Source organism: Pseudoxanthomonas putridarboris, from assembly GCF_038321125.1.
Taxonomy (GTDB): Bacteria; Pseudomonadota; Gammaproteobacteria; order Xanthomonadales; family Xanthomonadaceae; genus Pseudoxanthomonas_A; species Pseudoxanthomonas_A putridarboris.
Map to the genome: position 1 here is coordinate 236,109 of NZ_JBBWWT010000003.1, position 20,016 is coordinate 256,124.

6 protein-coding genes are annotated in these 20,016 nt (G+C 65.4%); 5 read left to right on the top strand and 1 reads right to left on the bottom strand.

The genetic code is table 11. The features are described 5' to 3' along the window. Positions 1-2 precede the first annotated feature (2 nt). From AAD027_RS08630 to AAD027_RS08650, 5 genes are all read left to right on the top strand, one after another. Positions 3-2,387 carry a hypothetical protein gene (locus AAD027_RS08630; RefSeq protein WP_341725612.1) on the top strand — a complete coding sequence of 795 codons (2,385 nt, stop codon included), beginning with the start codon at positions 3-5 and terminating at the stop codon, positions 2,385-2,387. Next, positions 2,387-6,154, top strand: a complete 3,768-nt coding sequence (locus tag AAD027_RS08635) for a hypothetical protein (protein ID WP_341725613.1) — start codon at positions 2,387-2,389, stop codon at positions 6,152-6,154. The genes AAD027_RS08630 and AAD027_RS08635 overlap by 1 nt, the downstream gene beginning before the upstream one ends. Continuing rightward, the gene (locus AAD027_RS08640) at positions 6,151-7,701 is read left to right on the top strand and encodes a hypothetical protein (RefSeq protein WP_341725614.1); all 1,551 of its coding nucleotides are present in this window, start codon (positions 6,151-6,153) and stop codon (positions 7,699-7,701) included. The genes AAD027_RS08635 and AAD027_RS08640 overlap by 4 nt, the downstream gene beginning before the upstream one ends. After that, complete coding sequence (locus tag AAD027_RS08645; RefSeq protein ID WP_341725615.1) at positions 7,694-10,126, top strand: S8 family serine peptidase; 2,433 nt, start codon at positions 7,694-7,696, stop codon at positions 10,124-10,126. Before AAD027_RS08640 ends, AAD027_RS08645 begins: the two co-directional genes overlap by 8 nt. 78 nt (positions 10,127-10,204) lie before the next feature. Then, the gene (locus AAD027_RS08650) at positions 10,205-11,392 is read left to right on the top strand and encodes a hypothetical protein (protein ID WP_341725616.1); all 1,188 of its coding nucleotides are present in this window, start codon (positions 10,205-10,207) and stop codon (positions 11,390-11,392) included. Between the two features lie 273 nt (positions 11,393-11,665). On the opposite strand, the gene AAD027_RS08655 is transcribed toward AAD027_RS08650, so the two are convergent. Next, on the bottom strand, positions 11,666-20,005 hold the full coding sequence (locus AAD027_RS08655; protein ID WP_341725617.1) for a calcium-binding protein: 8,340 nt from the start codon (positions 20,003-20,005) through the stop codon (positions 11,666-11,668). Positions 20,006-20,016 lie beyond the last annotated feature (11 nt).

Consider the following 20,016-nt stretch of genomic DNA (forward strand, 5'->3'; position numbering starts at 1 on the left):
GCATGTCGGACGAGTTCATTGCTTGGCGCATCGCCCCGGCCCGCGCCCATGCCCGCGCCGACGTACCGGCCGTCGGCGGCCGCTTGCAGGCATCGGTGGCACTGTCGATCCACGACGCCGACAACCCGGCCGACCAGCGTACGCGCAATGCAAGGTTTGAACTGCTCGGCCCACTGGACGTCGTCAGGCTGGCGCCTGGCGTGATACGTCGCCGTTATCCGCAGCCCGGCGCGCAGGACGCCGAGGAAACGAAGACCGCGCTGATCGAGTTCGATGCCGCCCACCTCGACCTGCCATGGCGCTACACGCCGGAGGTGCACGCCTCGCAGCTGCGCCCATGGCTGGCGCTGATGGTCGGCGCACCCGAGGACCTGACGCTGCTGCCCGATGGCAATGTGGTCGTAAGCACCGCGGTGCAGGCCGCTCACCCGCTGGCAAGTTCCTGGCGTTGCGCACACGTGCATCGCGTGGACGGCGTGGACATCTCGCGTCTGCTGAGTCCGATCGACCTGCAGGCACATAGATCCTATGTCGCCGCATTGGTGCCCGCGTTCAGGGCCGACGCCGCCGGCGCGGTCGTGGATGCGTGGGATGGCTCTGCGCCTGTGACGTTGCGTTGCTTCGACAGCTGGGCGTTCACCACGGGCGAGGAAGGCGACTTCCTGCAACTGGCTTCCGCGCTTCGCGCAATTCGCCCCGACGACCTAGGCAGCGTCGATCCCGATACTGCCTTCGGGCGTGCACAGCTGCACTATGACCGGCGCTCGCCGGGCGAGCCGCGGCGGGCGGCGCTGCCGACCGCCGGCGCACTGCAGCGGCCAAGTGCGGCGGACGATCCGGAGGTGCCACCTGCACCGTGGATCCAGGACGAAACCGCAGCCCTGTCGACGCCGATCCCGGTTCCGGCCGGGCGCTGGGTGCTGACGGCGCCCCGCTACGCTGCGGCGTACCGACCGGTCAATGACCCGACCCCTGCCGCGGGCTGGCGCGCCGACCTCGACCGCGATCCGCGACACCGTGGTGCCGCGGGGCTCGGGTTGTGGTCGGGCATTGCCTGGCAGGAAAAGATCGCCGCGGCGGCGAGCAAAGTCGCCGGTGACCTTGCGATCGCGCGCGACCGCATCGCCCACCTGGGCCTTGGGTTGGAAGCGTCGCGTTCGCTGTGGCGTCGACGCATGCCGGACGATCCAGTGGCACAGCTGGCGGTGCTTGGGCCGGTGCTGGCGCGCCTGCCAAGTGCGAACGGCATCGCCATTGACGCAGTCACTGGACGAACGCCCGGCCTGGTGCGGGCACTGTGGTCGTCTGCGGCGCGACGTTGCTTTCGCACAGGTCCGGCACGCACGACGCATGCGGAACCGGGGGCGAACCGGCTCGACGCCGTGCTGCGCCTGGCTGGGCAGTGCCCGAATCCGCCACGCGAACCGGACGAGATTCCCCTGCACGGTCGAGTGCCCGAGCGCCTGGCACGGCAGGTGGACCAGGCGGAACTGTCCGCTGTTCGCGACGCGATGTCCGCGCTCTCGCGCGAACGACCGCGCTGTCGCCCGGTCGACATGGGCGACCTGGGCAAACGTATTGCCGCCGCGGTCGACCCGACGGTGGCACGTCCGGTCATTGTCGAACGCGTGCTGGGCACCCTGCCCGGCCTGGCCGACATCGGCGTGGTGGAGATTGAACCGGAGCTCGATCTTCCGGTGTGGAGTTTCCTGTGTGATTGCGCGCCGGACTGGCTGCTGCCCGGCATCGGCGCCCTGCCCCAAGATCGCGTAATGGCGCTGGCAACCAATCCCGCCTTCGTCGAGGCGATGCTCGCCGGCGCCAACCACCAGGCACTGTCGGAGTTGCGATGGCGCAACCTGCCCATCCGGTCCGGCTGGTCGCCGATGCGCAAGTTCTGGCAGCGGACGCAGGGCGAGATGGACATCGTTCCGATCCGGGGCTGGCCCGATGCTTCCACGCTCGGCGGCCCGGGGCTGCAACCTGTCGGGATCGGCGTGGAGGGCGTGGTGGTGTTCCGCACGCGACTGTTCCACCGCTACCCGGGCACAGTCGTCTACCTGTACGACAAGCTCAACGGAACCTGGCAAGCACCGGCGGACAACGAGCCCGTCGACCCCTCGCGAAAGACGTTTCCCAGCTTCAGCGGCGTGATCGGCGACGACATCGCCTTCTTCGGCTTTCCGAAAACGCCACAGGCGATGGCCGGATGTTGGGTCGTGCTGGAAGAGCCGCCGTCGGGGTATCGCTTCTACACTGAAAAACCCAATGGCACGCAGTTCCCGGATCACACTGGTGACCTCACCTGGAATGCCGCCCGCTTCGCCCACGAACGATTCGCATTGCCGGTACGGGTCATGATCGGCCAGCTCACGGAGGCGCTGTAATGGCGGCCATCGAAGTACTGGCGCCGCTGCGCATCGAAACCCGGTTCTACCCGCCGGACGCCTCGACGGCGCATTGGCGTCTGCGATTGCGGGTACATCCGGACGAGTTCTCGATTGCACGGGCGCCGCCGCCACCATCACCGCAGGAACTTGATCGCCTCGAGGACGCACTCACGGTGCAGCCGGTGGGGACGCTCGTCGAAACGGCCGCGTTCGCGACGTTGGCGATGGCCGTCGGTGCGCCCCGTGCATTGTGGCTGGTTCGCCGCTTCACCCTGATCGACGCAGACGGCACGCGCCACGTCGACCGCTCGGCGCAGGCGGCACGCGATCCCGCAGCTGCGCCGCGCGTGCATCTGCCCGAGGGGCTACCGGCACGACTGGATGTCTGGCTGGTGTCGCCCGGCGGCGCCACCGAACATGCGGCGACGCTGCTCCCGGACCGGGCCGTCATCGCCGAAGAGCTGGACTTGGCGTCGTTCGCCGACGAGGCCTCGGTAAGCGACGCCGACCTGCCGCTACGTTGGTGGACCTCGTTCCGGCACGCTTGCGACGTTGGCTTGGCCACAGAGATCAAACTGGGCACCAGCACGCCTGTGCTCGATGCGATCGTCGTCGCCGGCACCGGCGATACCGCGCCGGATGCATTGATCGACGCGCACGCCGCCGGTGGACGCCTGGCCGTGCTGGCACCGGGCACACCGACCAATACCGTCGAAGGCGAGGCGACGGTGGAGATGGGGCGTAATGCCGGTCCATGGCACGAACTGCTCGGTGCCACCGTGGAATCGCAACCCGGCACGGCCGCGCTGCTGCAGGCGCTGACTACGGGCGGCACGTTCGCACCCTTGATGGGCGGCGAGTTCGATCCGGCAGCGTGGAGGCGGCCACTCGTCACCGCGTTGTGGCCTGCGCTCTGGGGGCGCTCCATGCGCGACGTCCACGGTGCCGCCGCGCGCGAGCACGATATTGCCGAATGGGCCCAGAACCAGTTGTGCCCCGAAGGCCCCTTCCCTGCCATCCGCGTTGGCAGTCAGCCCTATGGCGTGCTGCCAACGAGCGCACTGGGACGCTGGGTGTCCGTGGTCGAGGATCCTGTCATCGAAGCATGCGTCCGCGACTGGGCCGTCGATTGGCGCGACCGGGCCGCGCAGGCCATCGGCGATGGCGGTGTGGTCGGTGCGGACACAGCGCAACTGGTATCGGTGATGGGCGAAACCGCGCCCTGTGCGCACTGGTCCGTTCGCGGCGTGATGCCGATGGATATCGCCAGCGCACTCGCCACCGCCGCAGACCAGCCGCCGCGTGAACCCACGGCTTGGGACATAGCAAGCGCAAAGACATTGGCCGGGCGGTCCGTACCGTGGCGACCACTGTCCCCTTTCACCGGCCTGTTCGAACTCGATCCCCAGCGCGCACGATTCGACAAGCCCGACATCCTCAAGGCCCTGATCACTGCAACGCCGGAGTCGCTGCGCAGCTGGCAACTGCCGCTGGGATTGCTGGGACACCTGCTGCGCGAAAGCCTGCTGCTCGCGCGCGTCGCCGTCGGCTTGGCGCATCGTTCACTCGAAGCCGGTGCGTCTGTAGACCCCGATGCCGCGTTGCCGCCCTGGCCGGATCCGTTCGAGCTGTTCGAACTGGCCATCGAGGGAAACGACGTATCGCTGGCGCAACTCGATGCGGCTGGCGATCCCGGGGCCTCGATCGTCGTGCGCAGGTTCGAAACCTTCCGACGGGCGGCACTGGATGTCGTCGACGGCTGGGCCAACGATTCCGAGCGTGTGTGGTCGGCGTTGATGGCAATGCTTGACACGGCCAGCCATCGCGCGGATCCGTGGGCGACGGGCGTGGCGAATCGTCGCCTGCAGGTGCTGGCCGCCCGGCAGACACCGCGTTTCCTGGGCGCATATGGCTGGGTCGAGCAACCGCGGCCACACGCCAGTGCGCCTGGCGCCACCCTCGCGCCGGGGCCGACGCCGGCCGGACTGCTGCACGCGCCATCGTATGCACAGGCGCTGACTTCGGCGGTGATGCGCGATGCGGCATTGCGCAATCAGGACGATGAGCGATGGCATCTCGAGCTGGACTCGCGCAAAGTCCGCGCGGCACGTCGACTGGCCGATCGCGTACGACTTGGCGTGCATCCCTATGAGGCGCTCGGGCTCGAAGTCGAACGGATCGTCGGCGGTTGGGACGAAGTACGCGAACTTCGCACCCGGTTCCCGCTGACCGCCGGCTCGGACGTGCGACGTACCTGTGACGGTGCGCGCGTGCTGCGCGCCATCCTGCACAAGGATGAAGCGTTGCCTGCCACGCTGCAGCCCCTGCTGGACGCCGGCCTGGCCGATCGCCTGAAGCCGCTCGACAGCGTGCTCGACACCTACGCCGACCTGCTCGTGGCCGACGGTGTGCACGCATTGGTGGGCGGTCGCGCCGACCTCGCCCAGGCGGCGATGGACGCAGCCGCTGGCCTGTTTGCACCGCCGGAGATGCGCGCCATCCACACGCCGAGGGCCTCGACCGAAGTGCGCGTGTCGACGTGGCTGTTCCTCGAGGACGTCGCCGTCGGCGACACGCCGTTGCGCATTGCCGACCCATCGTTCGCCTCGTTCCTTGACGAGCGCGTCGGCCCGCCATCGCAGTGGCGTTGGCAGGTCGGCGAACCGGCCAGCACGATCACACTCGCCGACCTGGGGCTGCATGGCGCGCAGCTGCTGTCGTTGGGCACGGACGAGATCGATGCCTTGCTGCGCCGCGACCAGGCGGCGACCGCGCCGGTACGTTCGATCACCGGTGCCGCCTGCCTGGAGCAGGCGCGCCGCTACGCCGATCTGTTCGGCGGTGGCGAAGAAGATCCGCCCGTCGCCGCCACCGGCAGCAGCCGCGACGACGCCCGCTCCCTTCCGGATGCGCTGCGAGATGCCATGCGCAGCGACCTCCAATCGCGTTGGACCATGCTGCAGGCCGCGGCCAAGGTGTTGGTCGATGAGGCGACGGCATGGCAACCCGGCGAGCCGGTGGAGGATTTCCAGCGTCGCTTCCTGCAATGGAGCATCGCAGGCGTCGCCGAACCGCCCAGGGCCGCGGCTACGTTGAGCCAACGCTTCACCGGCGCCGTCCCCGACACCGTCAACGGTTGGCGCCGCGCCCTCCGCACGGCGCTTGCAAACACGCGCCTGCCGGTGCTTGCCAGCGCATCGCGGGCTTTGGCGATGACCCTGCCGGCGATCGCTGGCTCGTCGACTGTGCAGGAGCGCAGCTTCGACCACGCACAATGGCTGGAAGTGATCGCCGCCGTCCGTCCACGACTGGCGCTGCTGGAGGCATTGCAACTCGAAGCCGGCGAACCTGCGGCAGCCAATGCGCCTTGGGATGCACGACTGCTGGCGTACGGCGACAGCCCCTGGTCGTCGGCGGGCGATGTGCTCGTGGCATTCGGTCCTGCCATTGTCGGCCACCAGCGCATCGCCATTGCCGCGCTCGATCGCTGGACCGACGCCATCCCCAGCGACCAGCACGCGACCGCCGCGGCGTTCGGTTTCAACGCACCCAAGTCGCGGCCGCCGCAGGCGATCCTGCTTGGCGTGCCCGCCGATCCGGAAGCGCGGATGGAGCCCGACGAACTGCTGGAGCTGGTGCTGGAAACGCGCAGCCTGGTCAAGGCGCGTGCAGCCAGGCCGGACCTGGCTCGTCCACGCGTCGCAACGCCTTCCGTCGTGCTCACCCCCACGGGCCCGTTCGGCTTCCTGGAGGACTGGCCATGAGCACGCCGCTGCAGTTGTGGCTGGAGCCAGGCATTCCGGGTTCCGACCTAGAACAGGGCTTGCGCGCACGCGTTGCCGATCCGGTGTGGTTCATGACGCGGCAGTGGCGCCTGGGTGAACTTCAGGGTGAAGATGCCTCCAGTCCAGTCGGTGTGCGCGTGGAAGTCACGCACGAACGACTGCGCTACGACCCGCATCGACCCGCGTTGGATCCGACCGTCGTTCCGGCCGAAGCCCTCATCGAGGCCGAACCCGGCGACTGGTGGACCATCGGTCGCCGCGCTCGCTTGGGTCGCGTCGCAGCGCCGCTGCTCTCCGGCCTCACGGCGGCCCAGCTCGATGCGTTGCGCTTCGGCGAATTGCCGACGCCGTACCAGAACATTTCGCACGCCATCGACGGGCGCAAGGTGTTCGTTTCAGGCCTGCTACCCGGGCATGCGCTCTGGGCGAACGTGCCCTCCCCGGCCGCCGACCGGTGGTCGCCGCGCACGCTGTGCCACGAGGCGCCGTTTGCGGCAGGCCGGCAGCGCCTGCTGGTCTCGGACCACGACGGCGGCGACGTCGATTGGTACTCGGTCGATGGGCAACCCGGCGACGTGGTGTCGCATGTCGCAGCATCCGCACGCACCACGCGCACGGTGGTGCCGGGACGAATGGATTATCCGGGCGCGCCGCGCCCTCGCTGGTGGGAAATCGAAGACCACGCGGTCGATCTGGGCGGCTATTCGCCGGACCGTTCCCACCTGGCTTCGTTGTTGCTGTACGACGTCGCGCTGGCGCACTCGGACGATTGGTTCTGGCTGCCTGTGCCTACGCCGCAGCCCGGGCCAGACGGGAGCATGGCGCCATCATCGGGTGTCGTGGTGACGGTGCACACCGCAATCGTGCGTGACAGCTTCGACGACGAATGGCCGCTGCAGGCGCCGCCGGACTGGTCGATGTTCCGCACTGCCGATTTGCCGCACAACGCGCTGGTGGTGTGGCCGGTGGCGGTCGCACCGCACCGCGGGCCGGTGCTGGACGAAGTCATGCTGGGCGTGGACGAGGACGCCAACCTGGCCTGGGCCGTTGAACTGCGTGCCGACGGCGTGGCACTCCCCCCCGATGCGCGAAGCGATGATGCGATTGCCCAGACTCGCCGCACCGGAACCCGCCACTTCCGTTACCTGCCTTCGACCACGCTTCCGCGGCATTGGCACCCGTACCGCCGCGAACATGTCGAGCGCCAGTTCGGTGCGTGGGAACAGGGCCTGGTCGCAGATCTGACCTTGCCGGTGCCGCAGACGCGACCCGGACCGCGATCGCGTCTCATCGGCGGCCCCTCAGGGCCGGGCGCCGGGCGTGGCCACGTCATCGACGGCCATGCCGTCGCCAGCAGTGGAATGATCCTGCGCAGGCAGGCGATGCTGGCGCGCGACACCCGCGGACAACCGGTTCTGTGGGTGCAGCGCAGCAGCCTGCCACTCCTCGGACCGCCGGCCTCGCACCTGCGTTTCGATGTGATGACCGAGGCGGCCACGCCCGAGTCGGAGTCCGGCCATGGCTGACACCTTCATCGACGTCGAGCTGGTGCCCGACATCGCGTTGCCGTTCGAGCCCTCGGCGGAACTGCAACTGCAGGGGTTCCTTGCCGACGCCTGGGCGTCGGTGGCCGTGCTGTTCCCCGGAATTCGCCTGGACCCTGGCTTCTCCAGCCTCGACCCGGCGACGATCGCCGACTTGGTCGACGCGGCGCGCATGCGCGGCTTCGAGCCGCCCGATCCGTTCGCCTGGTTCCAGGTGCCCTGCGACGACCTCGTCGCAGACGATCTGCTGGCAGCCTTGCGGCCGCTTCCGTTCATTGCCTACGCCGAGCGCCGACTGTCACCGGTGCCGGCCGCCAGCACCGTCGGCCACGGCACCAACCCGCTTTTCCGCGATGCGCACTTCCTGCGCAGCCCTGCAGGCGCGGACGCGGTCTACGCCTGGCGGGTGCCGGGCGGCACCGGCCGCGACATCCGCGTCGCCGACATCGAGCACAGCTGGGATACGCAGCACGAAGAGCTGGTTGGCGCATCCGTGCAACGCCATTCCACCTTTGCGTTTGCCGGTGAAGACAGATTCACGGCGCACGGCACCGCCGTCCTCGGCGTGCTGGTGGCGAGCAACAATCGCGCCGGCATTGTCGGTGTCGTCCCCGATGCCGGCGCCTTCCTGGTCTCCGACACGCGCGCGACCGGCGTGGGAGATACGGCAGATGCCCTGCAGATGGCGGCGCTGGCCGCCGGTCCGGGCGGCGTCGTGCTGATTGAACTTGCACCCAGCTTCTTCCCGCCAAGCGCGAACAAACCCGACGTTCCGGTCGAGATCAGCCGCAAGGTTCAACGCACCATCCCCTTGCTGACGTTCTTCGGCATCACCGTCGTCGAGCCGTTCGGCAACAGCAATCGCGACCTTGACGATCAACCGGCGATGAAGCATTTCAGCCGCTTGGATCCCACGTTCTTCGATTCCACCGCGATAGTAGTCGGCGCCGGACTGTACCCGTCCGGTTCGCACACCAAGTGGCACCGTGCAGGCAGCTCCAGTTTCGGTTCGCGCGTGGATTGCTTCGCCTACGGCGAGGCCATCCAGACCGCTACATCGCCCGGCATTGCCTCCTACACAAACAACTTCGGCGGTACGTCGGGCGCGTCGGCGATAGTTGCCGGCATCGCCTGCGCGGTGCAGGGAATGTGCTACGCCGCCACTGGCGACATCCTGCAGCCGGGAGACATCCGTGCCATGTTCCGCGACCCGACCCTAGGGACGGCAATCGACGCTGATCAGAAGATCGGCGCGTGCATGCCCAATCTGCGCAAGATCGCGCGACGGTGCGGATGGTTGCGGGTGCTGCCCATCACCGGTGTCGCCACGGGCCCGGCATCGCTGGCAGTGGCGTACATCGACGACGACGACCTGCTGGTGCGGCGCGAATGGTCGCCATCGTCGGGCTGGAGCAAGCCACTGCCCGACAGCGCCTACAGCGTGGCCCCGGCGATGGTCGCGAACCAGCCTGCGGTTGCCTTCACGCACGAGACCACACCGCTGGATCGCACCTTGGTCGAAGTGGTGACGCTTGGCCAGGAGGGCTCGCTGCATTACACATGGTGGGATAGCCGCGGACAGGTCGGCGTGCTGGCGACCGAGCGCACGCCGAAAGGCACGGTGGCCGAAGGCACCGACGTCGCCATTGTCCGCATCGGCGACGAGATGACGGTGGCCGCGATCGACGTGCAGGGACAGCTGGTCGCGATGACCGGCGATTCCGGCGTCCATCTCAACACATTGCTGTCGACTCCTGCGGTGCTCGATGCCGACTACGCGCGCTCCGCCGGACCGGCGATGAGCGTCGATGCATTGGGTGGCACGGGCGTCGCAGCCGTCGACAGCCGTGGCACGCTGCGCTGGGTGCAACGCACGCCAGCGGTGCCGCCACTGCTGCCGGCGTGGTTGCCGCCGGCGTCGCTGCCCGGCGCCGTCGCCTTCGAACCCGGGGTTCGACCGTGCGTGGCCGCGGTCGATGGTGGCTACTTGGTCGTCGCCGTCGGCAGCGATGGCCTGCTTCATTCATGCGGCATCGGTAGCGTGCCGCCGTTCCTGCAACCGCTGGCGCCGGTGGACCCGGCGGTGACGGTGTCCATGTCCGGTCCGATTTCGCTGGCGCGAGTGCAATCCGACACGCTGGCGGTGGCTGCAGTCGGCAGCGACGGCCTGCTGCGCATCGCCTACCTGAACCTGCAGGCGGGAACGGGCTGGAGTCCGTTCGAGATTGTCGATTCGCGCCAGCCCGTGAGCCCGCTCGGTGGCGCGACGCTGGTGCCCATGGACGGCAACATCATGGTGATGGCGGTCTTCGGCGACAGTCAGCCGTGCTGGTCTGCGGAGATTCCATTTATCGGTGGTTGGCTGCCCTTGCAGCCCATCCGGGATCCTCCGGATCTCGAGTTGTAACGACAGAAACCACGTCGGCGCATTTCCTGCCCTTTGGCTGAGTTGCTCCCTTTCCCATTCCTCGCACTTGGTGAGCCTATGCCCATCGTGCTCAATCGCATCACCATAATGACTACCGACTTTTCAAGGTCGATCGACTGGAGCAGCGAAGTACTCGGGGCTGAGGTCGACAAACTCCATGTCGAGGTTGAAGGGTTCGGCTTGGATGCGGAAACGCCTGGGAGCATTCCCGTACTAATCTCCACCCGCCCACCGAGTCTGGAACTAGGTGTTTCCAGCATCCCGGTGCCGGTGTCGGTCGATGTCTCGTTCTGGACAAGCGAGGCCAACGGGCTCTGGCCCGGCAAGATGCTGTTCCGCACGTCCATCGACCTCGCGCCTCTTGGCATCGGCGGCGGCGCCGCCGCCGGAATCACCAAGGTGGCAACGCTTGTGCGACCGATTGAGGCAAGCCTGGGCCCTCCCACCAGTGAGGGTAAACTGCGTGTCGGCCTCGCGTCCGGCACCTGGTCGCCTCGCGGTCGCGCCGTGCAAAGGCCGCAAGTGGATCCTGGCAATGGTGCACCTCTGCCTGGAGGCGCAATGGCCGATGAAACACCTGACGCCTTCCGGTTACTCAAGTACGGGGGAGTCGAAGTGCTGGAGGCGCGTATATCGCCACTGGCGCCTGGTGGACTGGTGGGGGTGGTCCTGGCTGCAAAGGCGCTCGTTCGCAGCCCGGCCAACATCATCTACTACTCGGGCCACGGCCTGTATGCCAGCCGTTGTCTTGCGGTACATCAGAATCCGGTGCCCACTGGTCATAGCGCCTATGCGGCCTGGGCCAAGGCCAGCGACCTGAAACCCGGATGGAGCGGCCTGCTTAATCCGAACACCCTGATCATTGCCGGTTGCTCGATCCTCAGTATTGAGGTCGCCGCCAATCCCCAGGTCGGCCCGGGGCTCGACTGGCTGCCGTTGTTGCGATCACGTGGCGGCCCGCTATTCAACCTGCTCGGCTACGGATCAGTCCTGCATGACCCGCAGTCCAATCCTGCTCTGCTGCAAGCTCCCAAAGACGACCCGGTCGGCGATGCCATTGCCCAGGAGATCGGACAGAAGATTGCCAGCGGCTCCAATGTACTGGTGCGCGACTGGCTGGAGATCAATGCCGCTCACAGGGCGTGGAATGCAGTCGCCATCGATGGCAGCGGCGTCTACTGGCACGTCACCCAGGATCTTCCATGGACCACCACTTACGCCATTCATTCAACGCAACTGCCGTAGTCCTTCATCGGTCTAACGACTGAATTGGGCCGCGCAGCGGAGCTGTGTCGGATGAAGGACCGCCTTGGGTCGAGAGCTGCCCCTGCCCTACCCCCGATAAACATCCCTAATCCCCTACCCTGTCGGTGCCGGACAGAAATTGAAAATTATCAGTAATCTGAGAATTTCACTCATTCTGAGCGAGTCCTGCAGCTACATTGACCCTAAAAAAATAAGAAGAAGGGCCGAGCAACTGCTCGGCCCTCAGTCTTACAGAACTTCTTCTCTATCTACTCATGCGACCTGCACTGCAAACAGAAGTGAGTCAGTGCGCTCATGGAGCACGAGCGTCAATACGCCTGCATCCCCTTGTGTGGAGAAGGCCGCCATTGCTGAAATCAAGCCATCAAGCTGCCTCATATCAGGTGTCGGATCTCGATGGAGTGCTGGCTCAGGCAACTCCCAAGAAGTCGGCCCCCTATGATGATCGACGTAAAGGGGTCGATCCCAAAGGCCTTCTTCCCATCGATCCCAGCGTTCCAACGACGGCACCAGGTCGCTACCCGTGATCACGGAAGTGGATGGAGGAGTCACGAGCATGGGGCGATGAGTTCCGCCCGTCACCACTGATGGAGTGTGCCCTACCGAACCCTCAGGTATCGTCATCTCCTGGATGGTTGCCCTGCGCTGAAGTCCCGGCGTATTCGTATACATGGCCGGCAAGCTCTGGCTTATGCGTTCATGCGGTGCATACATCGCCTGATGTGCGCCCCCATCAGGCCTGCCCATCACAATCGCCGAGGCGTTCCCAGCCATGATCGCAGCGGCGGCCCCTTGCGGCATGGGCGTCAGCAATCCAAGAATTTGCGAGGCAGGAATCGCGAAACCGCTGCCCGGCTGCACGTAGCTGATCGCTTTGTCGCCTCCCAGGAAGTGTCCGAGCACGCGGACCTGGGACGCCGCGTCTTCGTCCACTCGAACAAGCAGATCGTCACCGTCTTGGTGGAATGTCAGGCGCTCACGCGCGATGCCATTAAAGAACAACCAGTCAGTGCCACCACCGGTGTTGTCGATAGTGTCGCTTCCGGAGCCCTCGGCATAGTAGTAGTCGTCATCGCCAGCACCGCCGATCAGCATGTCGTCGCCGTCTTCACCAACCAGCGTATCGTTGCCATTGCCACCGATCAGGATGTCGTTACCGGAGCCACTGAACGAGCCATTGCCACCTGAGATGTAGTCGTCGCCATCGCCGCCTTCCAACTTGTCGTCTCCACCGAAGCCGAACAAGGTGTCATTGCCGCCCAACCCTCGAATCAGGTCGCGCCCCGAGGTCCCGAGTAGCTGCTCGCCCGATGCCGTCCCGGTGACCACGTTCGGATAGTCATCGTCGTTGCCTTCATTGCCGCCACCACCGGGGTTGCCACCATCGTCCTCAACCAAGGCATTGATCGCCGCGGTGTTGAGCATGCTTCCGGACGCCGGTTGTACGAAATCGATGGCGTAGTCTCCACCAAGGAAGTGGTTTGTGACACGCACGCTAGTGTTGGTATTGCCATTCACGGTGATGACGAGGTCATCTCCGTCCCGCGTGAAGGCGAGGTCGTCAGCCAGGATTCCGTTGTTGAAGAAGACCCCATCGTAGCCACCACCGGTGTTGTCGATGGTGTCCTGCCCACCGCCATACACATAGCTATCGTCGCCGGTGCCGCCGATCAGCGTGTTGACGCCGTCCTCACCGGACAAGGTATCGGCCCCGGCGCCGCCTTCCAGGCGGTCGTTACCCGAACCGGAGCCGCTGCCGCTGCCGCCGGCCAGGTAGTCGTCGCCATCGCCGCCCTGCAGGGTGTCGTTGCCGCCCATGCCGAACAACTGGTCGTCGCCCCCCAGTCCCTTGATCAGGTCCTTGCCGGCGCTGCCCACCAGCTGTTCGCCCGCGGCCGTGCCCTCGATCACCTGGTCGTACTCGCCACCGGTGCCGCCGCCGGCCACGATCTGGTTGATCTCGGTCGTGGTGAGGTAGAAGCCGCCATCGGGCTGCACGTAGTCGATCGCCGCGTCGCCACCGAGGAAGTGGTTGAGCACGCGCACCGACGGCGTCGAACCGGCGTCGACGAAGATCAGCAGGTCCTCACCATCGCGACTGAACGACAGGCGTTCACGGGTGATGCCGTTGGTGAAGAAGATGCCATCGAAGCCGCCATCGCTGTTGTCGACCACGTCACTGCCCGAGTTGGCGTCGAAGACGTACTTGTCGTCGCCGGTGCCGCCGATCAGGGTGTCGTCGCCACCGCCACCCATCAGGGTGTCGTCGCCACCGCCGCCGTCGATCACGTTGGACGCGCCGTTGCCGGCGATGTAGTTGTCCAGCGCATTGCCGGTGCCGTCGATCGCGGCGCTACCGGTCAGGAACAGGTTCTCGAGATTCGCCGACAGCACGTAGGATGCAGAGGCCTGGACCTGGTCCGTCCCCGCGTTGGCGGCCTCGACGATGACGTCATCGGCGTGATCGACGATGTAGTTGTCGTTGCCGGTGCCGCCCTCGAGATAGTCCACGCCCGCGCCGCCATCGAGGTAGTCGTCGCCTGCACCCCCGAACAGCGTGTCGCTGCCGTTGCCGCCGAACAGCGCATCGTCCCCGTCCAGGCCGTGGAGGACATCGTCGCCATCCCAGCCGCCGAGCGTGTTGTCGCCCGCATTGCCGGTGATCGTGTTGTCCAGCTCGTTGCCGTTGCCGGTGACGATCCCCGCGCCCAGGACCAGGTTCTCGACGTTGCTTTCCAGGACCAGGTTGGTCTCGAACACGCGCTCGACCGTATCGATGCCTTCGCCGGCATACTCGTACACGCGGTCGGTCGCCGACACGGCGACGTAGTAGTCGTCGCCTTCACCGCCGTACAGCGTGTCGGCCCCGGCGCCGCCTGTGATCTGGTTGTTGCCGGCGTTGCCGTGGATCACGTTGTCGCCGGCATTGCCGGTCGCGTTCAGGTCGGCACTGCCCAACAGCGTCAGGTTTTCCAGGGTCGCGCCCAGCGTATAGCTGATGCTGGACTCCACCGTGTCGGTGCCTTCGCCGGCATTCTCGACGATCTCGTCGCCGACATGGTCGACCACGTAGGTGTCGTTGCCCAGGCCGCCGATCAGGGTGTCGGCCCCTGCCCCGCCGTCCAGGCGGTTGTCGTTGTCGTTGCCGGTCAGCGTGTTGGCCAGGCCGTTGCCGATCCCTTCGTAGGCGCCGCTGCCCTGCACCAGGGTCAGGTGCTCGACATTCGCCGACAGGGCGTAGCTGTAGGCCGTCGACTCGACCAGGTCGATCCCCTCGCCGGCCTGTTCGACGATGACGTCGCCGGCTTCGTCCACCCGGTAGAGGTCGTCCCCTGCGCCACCCACCAGTTGGTCGACGCCCGTGCCACCGTCCAGCACGTCGTTGCCGGCATCGCCAAGCAGCACGTCGGCACCGCTGCCGCCGTGTAGCTGATCGTCGCCGGTGCCGCCGTCCAGCGTGTCGTCGCCATCGTTGCCGAAGAGCACGTCGTCACCCGCCAGACCCTGCAGGTGGTTGTTGCCGCTGTTGCCGGTGAGCGTGTTGTCCAGTCCGTTGCCGGTGCCGTCGATGTCGGCGGTTCCGGTCAGTTCGATGCGCTCGACGTTCTCGGGCAGCACATAGCTGATGCTGCTGCGGACCACATCGTCGCCGGCACCGGCGGCCTCTGTCACGACATCGCCCACATCGTCGACCACGTAGGTGTCATCGCCCGTACCACCGGCCAACTGGTCGGCCCCCGTACCGCCATCGAGCAGGTCGTTGCCGTCGCCGCCCACCAGCACGTCGTCGCCGGCCTGGCCGTACAGCGCGTCGTTGCCTGCCCCACCGTCCAGACTGTCGGCCCCGGCGCTGCCGCGCAGCGTATCGTTGCCCGCCAGGCCTTCGATCACGTTGTCCAGCGTGTTGCCTTCGATCACGTCATCCCCCGACGTGCCCAACAGCGCCGCCGCATCGATCGCCGCGGCATCCAGGATCCACGACGCGCCGCTACCGGTGTCGATCAGCAGACCGCGCAGGGCGAGCTCGGTGCTCGGGTCGAAGTAGTTGAGCAGCCGGATCTGGTCCTGCGGCGATCCGCTGAATCCCAGCACCAACGCGGTGCCATCGCGACGCAGATAGACGTCCGCCAGCGGCAGGCCCGACAGGTGGATCGTGTTGAGCCCCTGGGTGTCGCTGATGGTGTCCTGGCCATCGCCCGCAGCGAAGTGGTAGTGGTCATCGCCCTCGCCGCCTTCCAACTGGTCGTTGCCCAGCCCGCCGGTCAGATGGTCGTTGCCTGCGCCGCCCCGCAGCGTGTCGTTGTCGGCACCGCCATCGAGCTGGTCATCGCCCGCATCGCCGTTGAGGACGTCGGCACCCGCGCCGCCGAACAGGATGTCGTCGCCATTTCCGCCATAGATCGTGTCGTTGCCCGCATCGCCACTGAGCGTGTCGTTGCCGCCGTTGCCATAGAGGGTGTCGTTGCCGTCGCCGCCATGGAGGGTATCGTCGGTCTCGTAACCCCGCAGGATGTCCGCACCGCTGGTCGGCGCCAGCACCAACGCCTTGACCGCCGCAACATCCCATACGGTGGCATCGGCAAAGCGGATCTCGTCCAGGCGATACGCCCCGGCACCGTCACCGACGAAGTAGCTGGTCACGGTTACCTTGTCGTCGCTGCCGGCGAAGGTCAGGACCAAGTTGTTGTCGACCCGGCGGGCGGTCACGTCGGCAGGGTCGATGTCCGGCCCGAACGACAGGACATCGAGGCGGCCCGTACCGGCATCGTAGTTGTTGATGGTGTCTTGCCCATCGCCGGCGTTGAATACATAGGTGTCCGAGCCCACACCCCCGTCGAGGGTGTCGTTGCCGGTGCCGCCGGCGAGGATGTCGTTGCCCGTGCCGCCGATGAGCGAGTCGTTACCGGCGCCGCCGTTCAGCGTATCGTCGTCCGCGCCACCGTCCAGGATGTCGGCACCGTCGCCACCATTGAGGACGTCATTGCCCGTACCGCCCATCAGGTTATCGTTGCCGCCATCGCCGTTCAGCACGTCGTTGCCGCCGTAGCCGGCGATCTCGTCATCCCCGTCCAGACCGGAGAAGGTCTCGTCCGCCGACGAGCCATAGAGGCCGTCATTGCCACTGGTCGCCTGCTGGACGATCGCCGCCAGGATCTGGCTCTGGTTCCAGACCGCGCCGCTCTCGAAACGGAACTGCTCGATCAGGCCCTCCCGCAGCGCCCCCGCCGTACCCTCGAACACATTGTTGATCCGGATCTCGCCCGAGACCCCACCGACCGTGATGTGGACGATGATGCTGGATACATCGCGGGTCAGGGTCACGTGTTCGGGAAGGATCCCACCCATGAAATAGAGCTGGTCGGACCCGGCGCTGTCGAAGATGCGATCGTTGCCATCGCCGGGGCGATAGATGTAGACATCGTTGCCCGCCTGGCCATACAGCGTGTCGTCGCCGCCCTGCCCGTTGATCGCATCCTTGCCGGTCGTGCCGTACAGCACGTCCGCGTCGGTGGTGCCGATGATCGAGGTGACGACATCGAGCAGCGTCGCGATCCCCGGGCGCTCTGCGATGAGGTCCACGTAGGCGATCTCGAGCTGCGAGCGCAGGGTCGGAGAATACGTGGCCAGCGTCGCCGACAGCTTGACCAGATCAGTGATCTTCTCCACATCCGGCTCATCGTGGGCAGCGATCATGTATTGCTCGAACGCATTCCAGTCCACAATCACATGGCTGTAGCCGGAGGCGAAACCGCCGCGGAAGATGCCCGTATCGGCGTACAGGGTCTGCGCCTCGATCTGCGCGCTGACGTACTGCAGGAACTTGTTGAACTCCGAAGTAAGGAGATTGCCCGCCTCGGGACGCGGATTGGGATCGTTGGGCGTATAGTCGTTCGTGTAGGGCCGGCCCGCCATCATCTCGACCACGGCCAGCTCGCGCGCGTCTACATTCGGACCCCGGCTGTTGGGGGCGATCTGGGTAACGCCCGCCCACTGCAGAATGATGTCCTTCAGCAGGCTGTTCCTCTCCGGAGAATCCTGCAGATCGACGTAAGCTTCGACCAGACCACGCAAAGACGCGTCCAGCGCCATGGCCTGGCGAAGGTCCGCCAGGTCGCCAAACGCCCTGACATCAGGCAGCTCCTGTACATCGAACAGCGCCTCGATCGGAACTTCGACCTGATTGAGTCGGCGCGACGGGTCGGTCGTGTACCATACGTCGGAGACCGCGGCGTCCAATCCGTTGGTCCGGATGGCGGTTCCGACCTGCTTGTGTGCCTGGCCGTTCGCATCGACGAACGACGAGGACGTCCACTCGGTGCGGAATGCGGAAATGCCTGCCTCGGCCAGGGTCAACAGTTCCCCTGCCTCGGTCAAGCCATTGCCATTGGCATCGCGCCAGATCCGCAGGCTCGCGAACCCGGCGTCGTTCTCGTCGACCACACCATCCTGGTTCTCGTCGAGCTCCCCCAGCGCCGCAAAGCCGTTGGCTGCCAACGAGCCATCCGACAGACGCGTGTTACTGCCAAACAGCTCGCCGCCGTTGTCGATCGTCCCGTTGCCGTTCAAATCGCGGACCAGCAATCCATCGCTCGCGTCCACCCACGCCGTGGACTCGATCAGGCCATTGCCATCGTGGTCGAAATAGCGGTTTCTGCTGTAAGCCGCGGTCTGGACGCCGTCACCGTTGAGGTCGATCGTCAGGGGCGAAGCCCGGGTCTCAGCCGGACCCATGTCCGGCTTCTCCTCGTCATCATCCGGTTCGGTCGTTAAGAATATTCCAAGATCGCCGTTCTCGAACTGCTCAATGGTCAAGCCGTCGTCGATAGTAAGAAAGGTTCCGATGAGTCTGTAAACAGTATTTCCATTGCGATACTCGTTGGGCGGATCATCGTCCTTGCGGGTGCCCCCTGTCAGGCGGGTCTTGCCAAGGAAGACCTCACCCTTGCCATCGGAATCCACGATGGTGTCTTCGGCGTCGGCATGGTAGGTATCGAACCCGTCACCGCCACGCAACTCATCCTGACCTTCACCGCCATCGAGGAGAGTGCGACCCGCGGCACCGTAGATCACATCATTGCCTTTGTCTCCATACAACTTGTCTTGGGCAGTATCGTTTGAGCCGTCGGTATCTTGGCCGTAGATAGTATCGTTTCCGCTCCCCCCGTGAATCTCGTCTTTGCCGGTGCCGCCGTACAGATTGTCGTCACCTTCTCCGCCATGAATCTCGTCGTCGCCCTCGCCGCCGTAGATCGAATCATGCCCACCATTTCCCTCTAGATAGTCTGCGTCGCCGCCGCCGTTGATCACATCGTCGCCGAGCCCACCATACAAACGATCTTTAGAATTGCCACCAATGATCGTGTCGCTGTCCTCGCTACCGAACACGACGCGACGTGAGCCATTGCCCAGGGCCATCGACCAATCAGCACCAATATCCTCAACATATGTGTCAGCCCAGCCAGAGGGCGCACTCGATGACCCCTCTTCTGTCAGCTCGGCGGCATAGATACCCAGCGCGATGGACTTGTCCTCAATGTACTCCTCCGTAAATTCACCTTCTCCCGTCTCCGAATCGTAAAGATCCAGCTCCCCATTCGCGTTGAAGCTACTGTAGTCGGCGCCATCAAGGGCAACGTAGCGCAGCTCGCGAAGCGCGTATCGATAGGCGATGCCGTTCTCGCCCGGCAACAATGCGCCAAAACTGAACGAATCGACCCCTTGAACATCCGCACCGTAGTTAGCAATCCCGATAGCGGCACCAATGCCTTCCGCGTTGCTCAGGTGGTTCATCCCGCCCGTCGTCCCCGGACCGGGTTGGGGAGAGTAGAGTCCGCCTGGATGCATCGCCAACGAATCGAGCATGCTCTCTTCGCCACGGTTGGTATACGTGATCAAGAGAGAATCTTTGAACGCTTGTGGCAGCGAATCCCATTGTCCGGGATATGCCTGATGGTCAATGAAGAACTTCTCCGCATACTCCTTCAGGTAGATGGCGTACAGTGCTTCCGTAAGACCGGAGTCCTGATCGATGATGTCCCTGACGAGAGCCGCATAGTCATTGAGGTAGTCCCCAAGCTGGAATTGGGGATACGCATCGTGGTAGCCAATGACAATGTCTATCGCCGTCACGATCTTGAAATTTGATGCGCCAACATCAATCAGCGTCGGGTGCAGGATCCTGTCGATCCAGCCGTCACCGATGGATCCTTCGTTGGCTTTTACGTAAGCATAGTCCGCAGCAATCTCGGCGTGCGATCGTGTCGTCGACCCCAATTCTGTTGCGTTCGCAAGCGCCCAGGCCGCCAATGCCGCTGGCCCCAGCGCTATGGCCGCCGCGAGCGTATCCGACGCGATCACCGGGTCAATCCCAGACAAGGCGTATTCGTCAATGAGCACTTCTCTCAAATGACGGAGCGTACTGGAGTACGCGTTGTACTCCTCGATCATCGCTCCGGCCAGCGCTCCCGCCGAGATGCCGACGCCTTGCGCAGCGGCAACAATTCTTTGCCTGTGAGAAACGCCAATGTACTGGAAATCGTCGGTGTCGTACTCCACACTGGCGGTAGAATTCAGATACTTTACCGTAACCATGTCGCGCTCCT

Excerpts from the sequence above, each read along its gene's own strand:
- AAD027_RS08655 (WP_341725617.1), bottom strand. The coding sequence starts at position 20,005 with ATGGTTACGGTAAAGTATCTGAATTCTACCGCCAGTGTGGAGTACGAC.
- AAD027_RS08650 (WP_341725616.1), top strand. The coding sequence starts at position 10,205 with ATGCCCATCGTGCTCAATCGCATCACCATAATGACTACCGACTTTTCA.
- AAD027_RS08630 (WP_341725612.1), top strand. The coding sequence starts at position 3 with ATGTCGGACGAGTTCATTGCTTGGCGCATCGCCCCGGCCCGCGCCCAT.
- AAD027_RS08640 (WP_341725614.1), top strand. The coding sequence starts at position 6,151 with ATGAGCACGCCGCTGCAGTTGTGGCTGGAGCCAGGCATTCCGGGTTCC.
- AAD027_RS08635 (WP_341725613.1), top strand. The coding sequence starts at position 2,387 with ATGGCGGCCATCGAAGTACTGGCGCCGCTGCGCATCGAAACCCGGTTC.
- AAD027_RS08645 (WP_341725615.1), top strand. The coding sequence starts at position 7,694 with ATGGCTGACACCTTCATCGACGTCGAGCTGGTGCCCGACATCGCGTTG.